At 45.3% G+C, this 10411-nt stretch carries 13 protein-coding genes; all 13 read left to right on the forward strand.

Annotation, left to right across the window (positions count from 1 at the left end; genetic code table 11):
• Positions 1 to 714: phosphate acyltransferase PlsX (gene plsX, locus B3M51_RS06995; RefSeq protein ID WP_292757855.1), on the forward strand; the 714-nt coding region annotated here is incomplete at its 5' end.
• Positions 711 to 1670, forward strand: a complete 960-nt coding sequence (locus B3M51_RS07000) for a beta-ketoacyl-ACP synthase III (RefSeq protein ID WP_292757857.1) — start codon at positions 711 to 713, stop codon at positions 1668 to 1670. The genes plsX and B3M51_RS07000, both read left to right, overlap by 4 nt.
• An 18-nt stretch (positions 1671 to 1688) precedes the next feature.
• Entirely contained in the window at positions 1689 to 2630 is a 942-nt protein-coding gene (gene fabD, locus B3M51_RS07005; RefSeq protein WP_292757859.1) for an ACP S-malonyltransferase, read from the forward strand.
• Positions 2627 to 3370 carry a 3-oxoacyl-ACP reductase FabG gene (fabG, locus tag B3M51_RS07010; RefSeq protein ID WP_292757861.1) on the forward strand — a complete coding sequence of 248 codons (744 nt, stop codon included), beginning with the start codon at positions 2627 to 2629 and terminating at the stop codon, positions 3368 to 3370. Before fabD ends, fabG begins: the two co-directional genes overlap by 4 nt.
• 138 nt (positions 3371 to 3508) lie before the next feature.
• The gene (acpP, locus tag B3M51_RS07015) at positions 3509 to 3745 is read left to right on the forward strand and encodes an acyl carrier protein (protein ID WP_014707198.1); all 237 of its coding nucleotides are present in this window, start codon (positions 3509 to 3511) and stop codon (positions 3743 to 3745) included.
• A gap of 94 nt (positions 3746 to 3839) precedes the next feature.
• A complete protein-coding gene (fabF, locus tag B3M51_RS07020) occupies positions 3840 to 5081 on the forward strand; it encodes a beta-ketoacyl-ACP synthase II (RefSeq protein WP_292757863.1) in 1242 nt (413 codons plus the stop codon).
• Between the two features lie 10 nt (positions 5082 to 5091).
• The gene (gene pabC, locus B3M51_RS07025; RefSeq protein WP_292757865.1) at positions 5092 to 5922 is read left to right on the forward strand and encodes an aminodeoxychorismate lyase; all 831 of its coding nucleotides are present in this window, start codon (positions 5092 to 5094) and stop codon (positions 5920 to 5922) included.
• The gene (mltG, locus tag B3M51_RS07030; RefSeq protein ID WP_292757867.1) at positions 5919 to 6944 is read left to right on the forward strand and encodes an endolytic transglycosylase MltG; all 1026 of its coding nucleotides are present in this window, start codon (positions 5919 to 5921) and stop codon (positions 6942 to 6944) included. The genes pabC and mltG overlap by 4 nt, the downstream gene beginning before the upstream one ends.
• Complete coding sequence (gene tmk, locus B3M51_RS07035) at positions 6941 to 7573, forward strand: dTMP kinase (protein WP_292757869.1); 633 nt, start codon at positions 6941 to 6943, stop codon at positions 7571 to 7573. The genes mltG and tmk overlap by 4 nt, the downstream gene beginning before the upstream one ends.
• Positions 7573 to 8535, forward strand: a complete 963-nt coding sequence (holB, locus tag B3M51_RS07040; RefSeq protein WP_292757871.1) for a DNA polymerase III subunit delta' — start codon at positions 7573 to 7575, stop codon at positions 8533 to 8535. Before tmk ends, holB begins: the two co-directional genes overlap by 1 nt.
• Positions 8536 to 8568: 33 nt before the next feature.
• Positions 8569 to 8922 (forward strand): PilZ domain-containing protein, encoded by a 354-nt coding sequence (locus B3M51_RS07045; protein WP_292357171.1) that lies wholly within the window; start codon positions 8569 to 8571, stop codon positions 8920 to 8922.
• 39 nt (positions 8923 to 8961) lie between these two features.
• Positions 8962 to 9741 carry a TatD family hydrolase gene (locus B3M51_RS07050; protein WP_292757873.1) on the forward strand — a complete coding sequence of 260 codons (780 nt, stop codon included), beginning with the start codon at positions 8962 to 8964 and terminating at the stop codon, positions 9739 to 9741.
• Positions 9741 to 10376: a GDSL-type esterase/lipase family protein gene (locus B3M51_RS07055; protein ID WP_292757875.1), complete on the forward strand. Its 636-nt coding sequence runs from the start codon at positions 9741 to 9743 to the stop codon at positions 10374 to 10376. The genes B3M51_RS07050 and B3M51_RS07055 overlap by 1 nt, the downstream gene beginning before the upstream one ends.
• Positions 10377 to 10411 lie beyond the last annotated feature (35 nt).

A 10411-nucleotide genomic window follows, 5' to 3' on the forward strand; every position in this document is an offset into this window, starting at 1 on the left:
AGTGCCGGTAATACCGGTGCCTTAATGGCTACTGCGCGGTTTGTGCTGAAGACGCTGCCGGGAATTGAGCGTCCTGCAATCATTACTGCCTTACCCACTATGCGGGGTCACACCTATGTTCTCGACCTGGGTGCAAACGTAGATTCAACTGCAGAACATCTGGTGCAGTTTGCATTAATGGGGTCTGTGTTAGCTGAGCTGATTGACGGTAAGCCAAATCCGACTGTTGGTCTGCTGAATGTTGGCGCAGAGGAAATCAAAGGTAATGAGCGGGTTAAAGAGGCTGCTCGATTATTAGCCAAAACCGATCTGAATTATTATGGCTATGTTGAAGGTGATGGTCTTTATCATGGCGAGGTCGACGTACTGGTCTGTGATGGCTTTGTGGGGAATGTTGCGCTGAAAGCGAGTGAAGGTGTCGCACATATGATCCGGCATTATTTACGTCAGGCGTTTCATCGTAACTGGTTAACTAAAATTGCCGGATTAATTGCCTCTCCAGTGTTGAAAAGCTTTAGCAAAGAGCTTGATCCTCGTGCATTTAATGGCGCAAACCTGATCGGTTTACAAGGTATTGTGATTAAGAGTCACGGTGGCGCAGATGCATTTGCTTTCAGCAATGCTATCAATATCGCTATTCTCGAAGCACGTAAAGACGTTCCAAAGAATATCACCAAACATCTTGAAACTCTTTTAGAGGAACAGATGCTGTGATTTATTCCAGAATTGCCGGAACGGGCAGCTATTTGCCGGAAAAATTTCTGACCAATATTGACCTCGAGTCAATGGTTGAAACCAGTGATGAATGGATTACCGATCGCACTGGGATTAAAAAAAGACATATTGCCGGTGATGACGAAACAACAACAGATTTAGCTTATTTTGCCGCTAAAAATGCTATTTCTGCAGCGGGTATAAAGCCCCGTGATATAGACATGATAATCGTTGCAACAACGACGCCAACTCGGATTTTTCCAAGTACAGCAGCGCTGGTTCAGCAAAAACTGGGAATTCATGGCTGCCCAGCATTTGATATTCAGGCCGTTTGTACTGGTTTTGTCTATGCACTGACAGTGGCGGATAAATTTATTAAGTCCGGTAGTGCAAAAAATGTTCTGGTCATTGGCGCGGAAACCTTATCTCGCATTGTCGACTGGACTGATCGCAATACCTGTGTTTTGTTCGGTGATGGCGCTGGCGCTGTCGTATTACAGGCATCTGCCGAACCCGGTATTATGTCGACCCATATTCATTGTGACGGTAGTTTCAATGAACTGTTACATGTCCCAACCGGACCTGGAAGTGCTATTACTGAAGATCCTGCCTATATCGAAATGCAGGGTAATGACGTTTTCAAAATCGCTGTAAAAACCCTGAGTAAAATTGTCGACGAAACACTGGCGGCTAACCAGTTAAATAAACACGATATTGACTGGCTCATCCCACATCAGGCAAATATTCGTATTATCGCTGCGACAGCCAAAAAGTTGAGCATGTCGATGGATAGTGTTGTTGTCACGGTTCAGGACCATGGTAATACCTCTGCGGCATCTATTCCGCTGGCACTGGATGTTGCCGTGCGTGATGGTCGTATCAAGCGTGGAGAAACATTATTGTTTGAAGCGTTTGGTGGTGGTTTTACCTGGGGCTCAGCGCTCATCAAATTTTAATCTGAGGTATTTTTACCAATGCATTCAGCTTTTGTCTTTCCCGGCCAGGGTTCACAATCTGTTTCCATGTTAGCCGAGTTATCTGAATCCTTTCCGCAAGTGCAGCAGACATTTGCAGAAGCCAGTGAAGCGCTTGGCTACGATTTATGGGCACTTGTGCAAAATGGGCCTGAAGCAGAACTCAATCAAACGGATAAAACCCAACCTGCCATGCTGGCAGCAGGCATTGCTGTCTGGCGTTGCTGGGAATCCGTTAGTAACGATAAACCGGCATATTTGGCCGGCCATAGCCTGGGCGAATATACGGCATTGGTTGCCGCTGGGGCTTTGGATTTTAAAACAGCCATAAAACTTGTTGAAAAACGTGGCCGGTTCATGCAGCAGGCCGTTCCTGCGGGTGAAGGTGCTATGGCGGCCATCCTTGGTCTTGATGATGACACTGTTAAAGCTGTCTGCCAGCAGGCGAGTGATGCGGGAATCGTTGAAGCAGTGAATTTTAATTCGCCTGGTCAGGTGGTTATTGCCGGCAGTAAATCAGCTGTTGATAAAGCCGTATTGATTGCTACGGAAAAAGGTGCCAAACGTGCCTTGTTATTGCCGGTGAGCGTTCCTTCGCATTGTGCATTGATGCGGCCAGCCGCTGAGAAATTATCAGCAGAGCTTGAGTCTGTCTCTATTCAAACACCGCTCATTCCAGTAATCCATAATACCAGTGTCACTGCTACATCCGATCCAGACCAAATTCGCCAATTACTGGCACAACAGTTATACAATCCGGTGCGTTGGGTAGAAACCGTTGAGTGGTTTGCTGCCCAGGACGTTGAGATTCTGGTTGAATGTGGGCCGGGTAAAGTTCTGGCCGGTTTAACCAAACGTATTGATAAATCTTTGCAGGCCTTACCCGTATTTGATTCGGCCACATTGCAAAAAACTCAAGAAGTATTAGGAGAACCATCATGAGCCTACAAGGTAAAGTTGCTTTGGTAACCGGGGCAACTCGCGGTATCGGCCGTGCTATTGCATTAAGTCTCGGTGAACAGGGTGCGACCGTGATTGGCACAGCCACCTCAGAAAAGGGTGCTGCTACCATCAGTGAATACCTGCAGGCAGCTGGTATTCAGGGAAAAGGTCTGGTCTTGAACGTGACAGAGGAAAATGCCATTGATGAGACTGTTACGGCGATCGAAACCGAATTCGCCGCGCCGGATATTCTGGTCAACAATGCTGGTATCACCCGTGACAATCTGCTGATGCGGATGAAGGATGAAGAATGGGACGATATTATCGACACCAATCTCACGCCAATCTTCAAATTAAGCAAACGTTGTGTGCGTGCTATGACCAAAGCCCGTTGGGGTCGCATTATCAATATCACATCAGTTGTTGGTGTGATGGGTAATGCCGGTCAAACCAATTATGCTGCTGCTAAAGCCGGTGTGATTGGTTTCAGCAAGTCATTGGCCCGTGAGGTTGGTGCTCGTGGCATTACGGTAAACAGTGTTGCTCCCGGCTTTATTGATACTGATATGACCAGTGGGCTGCCTGAAGCCCATAAAACCGCATTACTGGAACAAGTTCCGGTTAAACGCCTCGGTGAGGCAGAAGAAATTGCCGCTGCTGTCAGCTTTTTAGCCAGTCCTTTAGCAGGATATATTACTGGTGAAACGCTGCATGTAAATGGCGGCATGTATATGAATTAAGGGCCTGAATCTATCAAGACTCAGGTTTTTTATTGTGGAGATATTTTTAGGACAAGGCTTCCAGCTTGTCTCCGCAGTGCTCGCACTATAAAATGCGAGCACGTTGTTTGTACTTAACCACCAAAGGAAACAGATGTTATGAGTGATATTGAAGCTCGTGTGAAAGAAATTGTTGTTGAACAATTAGGTGTAAATGCCGATGAAGTAACTGCAGATGCTTCATTTATTGATGATCTGGGTGCTGACTCGCTGGACACTGTTGAGCTGGTTATGGCACTGGAAGAAGCATTTGAATGTGAAATTCCTGACGAAGAAGCTGAAAAGATCACCACCGTTAAAGAAGCCGTCGCTTATATTAATTCTGTTCAGTCTTAATATTACAGATTGCTTCAGATGTAGCCGTCTAGCGTGCAGGTCATGCTAGACGGCTATGTCGTATCTATAGAGAAGATTTGCATGAGGAAAACTGATGTCTAAAAGACGCGTTGTGGTTACCGGGCTGGGCGCGGTAACACCGGTCGGTTTATCGGTAGCAGAAAGCTGGGAAAATATCCTGGCTGGCAAAAGTGGTGTGGCTCCAATTACATCATTTGATGTAACTGATTTCCCAGTTCGTTTTGGTGCTAGCGTCAAAGACTTTGATGTAGAGACAGTTATTTCTCGAAAAGACGCTAAAAAAATGGATACTTTCATCCATTACGGTATTGCGGCAGCAGTTGAAGCCATTAAAGATGCCGGATTGGAAGTGACTGATGCCAATGCAGAACGAATTGGTGTGGCTATTGGCTCCGGAATTGGTGGTTTACCGGGTATTGAAGCTGGCTATGAGAGCTTTTTAAACGGTGGGCCGCGTAAAATTTCGCCATTTTTTGTGCCCAGTAACATCATTAACATGATATCCGGTAATTTATCGATTATGTATGGTATGAAAGGTCCGAATACTGCCATTGTCACGGCTTGTTCTACCGGAACACACTGTATTTCAGCTGCTGGCCGGATGATTCAGTATGGTGATGCCGATGTGATGATCGCCGGTGGTGCCGAGATGGCTACCTCCAAAACCGGTTTAGGTGGATTTGCAGCGGCACGCGCATTGTCGACCCGTAATGATGATCCACTTGCTGCAAGTCGTCCGTGGGACAAAGATCGTGATGGCTTTGTATTGGGAGATGGTGCCGGCGTCATTGTCCTGGAAGAATATGAACACGCCAAAAAACGTGGCGCTACAATTTACGCCGAATTAATTGGCTCTGGTATGAGCAGTGATGCTTATCATATGACGATGCCATCACAAGGTGGCGAGGGTGCAGCCCGTTGTATGGTGAATGCAATGAATGATGCTGGAATTAATCCAGAAGATATTCATTATATTAATGCGCACGGTACTTCTACCCCTGCAGGTGACGTTGCAGAAACGCAGGCGATTAAAACCGCTCTTGGCAATGCCTCAGAGCAGGTCGCAGTCAGTTCAACCAAATCCATGATCGGGCACTTGTTAGGTGCTGCAGGTGGTGTTGAAGCGGTATTCAGTGTTCTGGCAATTCGTGACCAGGTGGCACCACCCACCATCAATCTGGATAACCCGGATGATGCATGTGATCTTGATTATGTTCCACATACCGCTCGACAAATGCCTATCGATATTTCCATGTCGAATTCATTTGGCTTTGGCGGCACCAACGGTACTGTTATTTTCAAAAAACTCGATTAGTCGGTGACAGATGATTCTGATTAACGGCCAACCCGAAAACAGAATCGAAGTTACTGATCGAGGTTTGCAATATGGCGATGGTTTGTTTGAAACCATCGCCTATCGTAATGGGCAACTCGAATATTTCCCCCAGCATCTCTCCAGATTACTTGAAGGCTGTCAACGGCTTAAAATTGGCTTTTCTGTTGCGCAACAGCAATCTCTCACCGAAGAAGTCCATGCTGTTTGTCGCCAATTGAATAATGATGCGGTTATTAAAATTATGGTTACCCGTGGTTCCGGGGGACGAGGGTATCGTTATCAAACTGATATGCAACCCAGCCGAATTATCAGTACGCATGCTATGCCAATATATCCTGAATCTCATCAATCCGGCATTACCGTTCGCCTCTGTCACCAGAGGTTGGCGAACAATCCCGCATTGGCTGGGATCAAACATCTTAATCGTCTGGAACAGGTGCTTGCCCGAAATGAATGGCAGGACGACAGTATCGTAGAGGGTTTAATGCTTGATTATCAGGATCAAGTGATAGAGGGAACGATGTCGAATGTGTTTCTGGTGCAAAACAGTCAATTATCAACGGCTGACCTTTCGGACTCAGGAATCGCTGGTATTATGCGTCAACAGTTGATTAAAATTGCTGACAGACTGTCAATTCCCCTGCATATTACATCCCTGACCATTAATGATCTCAAGTCAGCGGATGAAGTGTTTGTCTGCAACAGTCTAATTGGCATATGGCCAGTAACTCGTATTACTGATCTTGATATGCATTACAGCCATGGTCCACTTACTCAAACCTTGCAGCATGCTTTAACTTCACAGAACAGAAACGAATGAAAATACCTTTATATATTAAACTGCTTTTTTTAGTCGTAATCGCCGCGATCATCGCATTAGTTGCCTGGAGTGAATATCAACGATTCCTGCATCAGCCGGTTAATTTAATGGAAGATGATACGATATTTACCATTTATCCTGGTGATAATATCAGTAAAGTCAGCCAGCGTTTATACGATAGTGGGTTGAGCCCGGTACCCAGTGTTTATCTGGATATTTATGCCCGAATGCAAGGTAATGCCCAGCAGATTAAAGCAGGAGAATACCGGGTTGAAGCTGATGCCACTTTACCGGATTTATTAAATCTCTTTATCAGTGGCAAAGTCGTTCAATACTCGATAACCATCGTGGAAGGAATGACAGCCAAACAGCTATTTGAAAAAGTGCTGACGCATCCAAAAATTAAAAAGACAATACCCGAATTAAACAATGAAACAGTTCGTGAAGCGTTATCAATCGACAATGAACGGGTTGAAGGTTTATTTTTACCTGAGACCTATCATTTTCCAGCCAATACAACTGATGTGCAGTTTTTAAGCCGTGCTTACCATAATATGCAGGATCAGCTGGAGAATTCCTGGCAACTCATGACAGAAGAGCTGCCTTATGATTCAGCCTATGAAGTACTGATCATGGCGTCCATCATCGAAAAAGAGAGCGCCTTACCCGAAGAACGCCCCGAAATCGCCGGTGTATTTGTTCGACGTCTGAATAAAGGCATGCGTTTACAAACTGATCCGACAGTGATTTATGGCATGGGTGCAAGCTACGATGGCAATATCCGTAAAAAAGATCTGCAAACGGATACGCCTTACAATACCTACACCCGGTTTGGTTTGCCTCCTACGCCTATCTGTTTACCCAGTAAAGAATCCATTGAAGCGGCAATGAACCCAGCCGAAGGCAGCAGCCTGTATTTTGTTGCTGGTGCGGAAAACGGCGGCCATGTTTTCTCGGACAATCTACAAGATCATAATCGTGCGGTTAGAAAATATTGGCAAAACAAGCAGATAACACAATGAATGGAAAATTTATCAGTATCGAAGGCATTGAAGGCGCCGGTAAATCGACCCAACTGCAGTTTATTGCCGATTATATTCGTTCACATGGTAAACAGGTTGTTGTGACCCGTGAGCCAGGTGGCACCACTTTGGGTGAAGAAATCCGTGAGGTTTTACTCAAACCAACTGAACAGGCAATGGCAGAAGATACCGAATTGTTATTGATGTTTGCTGCTCGTGCTGAACACATCCAGCAGGTTATTCTGCCAGCATTAAAACGAGGTGATTGGGTTGTTTCCGATCGTTTTGTTGATGCAACATTTGCCTATCAAGGTGGCGGGCGAGGAATTAATGAAAAACGGATAGAACTGCTCGCTGACTGGACCTTGCAAGGCTGTAATACTGATGTCACTTTTTTATTTGATTTACCCGTGGCTTTAGGCCAAACCCGGGTAGAACAGCGACAACAACAGAAAGATCGATTTGAGCAGGAAAAACAGGTGTTTTTTGAACGTGTCAGGAACTGTTATCTTGCCCGAGCTGAGGCAGAACCGAAGCGGATCAAGCGAATTGATGCCAGCCAGAATATTGAAGCGATTCAGCAACAACTCAAACATCAGCTGGCTCCATTACTGGATACAACACCTTGATGACAAAGCTTTTCCCATGGCAACAGACGGTCTGGCAACATATTGTTGACAGAGTAGAGCAACAACGTATGCCGCATGCTGTCTTGTTGACTGGTGTCGCCGGACTGGGGAAAAAGCAGTTAGCCGTCAAAATGGCTGAGAGTTTATTATGTCTTGCTGCTGACAAACAGTTTAACGCCTGTGGTGTGTGTCACAGTTGCCAGATAATGCAGGCAGGGAATCATCCGGATCATCTGACTATCCGTTCGGAGGAGGCCGGTAAATCGATCAAAATCGACCAAATTCGAGCGCTAAAAGAAAAACAATCACTTACTCCAAGCGTTGCCAAATGGAAAACAGTGGTGATTGAGTCAGCAGATTTAATGACCAATAGTGCTGCAAACAGTTTATTGAAACTGCTTGAAGAACCACAGAACAATACTATTTTAATCTTAACCACCAATGCAGTACATCGGTTGCCAGTGACTATTCGCAGTCGTTGCCAGCAGATGCATCTGTCTACTCCCGATTATTCGATGATATTAAAATGGCTTGATTCACAGGGCGTTATTACTGATGCAGACCAGTTGCGAAAAATTTCCTCATTAACGCTGGATGCTCCTTTTGCTATCGTCAATGCGCTCGAAACCAACGAGTGGCAGTCATATCAACAGATTCAGCAGGATTTTGATCAATTGATACAACAGCAGGCAAATCCCGTGCAACTTGCCAGCCAATGGCAACAGCTGGATCTGGTTAAAGTAATGCATCAATTGTTATCGACTGTTAAATCCCGACTTCAGCAACATTATTTGGAGTATGCTGATGCCAGTGTCACGCAGCATTACTGGCATATCGCTGATTGCATAGTGAGTACAATAAAGCTAATATCATCTTCAAATAACTACAACAAGACGTTGTTAATTGAAGACTTTATGGTTTCAGTGATGCGTATTACCCATACCAAATCAGCAAATCATTAATCTCGTTACCGGCAAATTATTAAAGAGTTTTTTATGAGTATGAATCCACGTAAAGGCATCCTTTCACTGAAAATAAGTGATCAGAACATGCTGTATCACTCTTTCATGCCTTTTTTGAAGAACGGGGGCTTATTTATTCCCACCAATAAGCCTTACCAAATGGGCGAAGAAGTCTTTATTTTGCTGACCTTATTAGATGAGCCGGAAAAAATACCTGTTGCCGGCACAATTGCCTGGATTACCCCGAGAGGCGCGCAGGGCAATCAGGCTGCGGGCATAGGCGTGCACTTTAGTGAAGGTGACGGCGGTGCCAATGTGGTCCGCGGCAAAATCGAAAACCATCTGGTCGATAAATTGAAATCAGATAAAGCTACCTATACGATGTAAGAACAATGACGGCTCATGCCGTCAGAAACCGGGTTATTTATGTATATTGATTCACACTGCCACCTGAATTTACTGGCTGACCAACCTGGCGGTGTTGCCGCAATGGTTAGCGAGGCCAGCGAAAACCAAATTGAACACATCCTTTGTATTGCCATTGATCAGGACAGTATTGCTGAAGTCCGTCAGCTCGCTGAGCAATATCCACAGCTCACAGCCAGTGTGGGCATCCATCCCAATGTTGATGAAGCTGGCACACTCAGTACGCAACAACTGATCGAACTGGCTAACCATCCAAAAGTGATAGCTATCGGCGAAACAGGTTTGGATTATTTTCGCAGTGAAGGTGATTTGAGCTGGCAACGGGATCGTTTCAGTTACCATATTGAAGCCGCCCGACAGACGAAAAAACCGTTGATTATTCATACCCGTGAAGCACGTGAAGATACCATGACAATGCTGGAAAATGAGAATGCCAAAGATGCAGGCGGCATTATTCATTGTTTTACCGAAAACTGGGAGACGGCAAAACGTGCTTTGGATATCGGGTTTTATATCTCGTTATCCGGTATCGTGACATTTAAAAGTGCCCGTGAGTTACAGGAGGTTGCCCAAAAACTACCTCTGGATCGCATTCTGATTGAAACGGATGCGCCTTATCTGGCACCGGTTCCTCATCGTGGTAAAACCAATCAGCCAGCATATGTTAAACATGTCGCCGCTTTTCTGGCTGAATTACGGGGTGAGTCAATAGAAGAGATTGCTGCTGTGACCACTGAAAATTTTTACCGATTATTTCCTTCTGCCAGACTTGCTGCTTAATGAATAGAAATTTCCTTGCTGCGTTTAAATTTTTTTTAATTGTTTGTTTTGGAATTTCTACTCTGGCTGGTTGCGACCAGCCCTCTGCCAAACTGAAACCGCTTAGCCAGAATGCCGTCATTCTGGCATTTGGTGACAGTCTGACCTTTGGAACCGGTGCCACGTCTGAACAGAGTTATCCTGCCTTACTTGCTGAAATGACTAATCGGAAAGTGATTAATGCAGGTGTTCCCGGTGAAGTCAGTAGTGATGGTAAAAAGCGTTTGGTAAAACTTCTTGAAGAAACCAACCCTGATCTGGTCGTGCTGTGCCACGGTGGCAATGATCTGTTACGTAAGCAGAGTCGCACACAACTACAAACCAATCTTCAAACGATGGTGGATGCGGTAATCGCTTCAGGTGCACAGGTTATATTAATTGCCGTACCCGCGTTGGGTCTCAATTTAGCACCATTACCTCTTTATCTGGATGTTGCTGAATCAAAAGGCATACCCATCGAGCCCACTATTCTCAGTGAGGTGTTAATTGACCCCTCACTAAAGGCTGATCATGTGCATCCGAACGCGCTTGGCTATCAACAATTCGCGCAATCAATACATCGTTTACTCATTGAATCTGGTGCAATTAGTCGCTAGGGCTTGTTGATATTTCATCTCCGCCTCTGTTGTGA

Origin of the sequence: Methylophaga sp. UBA2689 (assembly GCA_002354555.1) — a bacterium.
Lineage (GTDB): Bacteria > Pseudomonadota > Gammaproteobacteria > Nitrosococcales > Methylophagaceae > Methylophaga.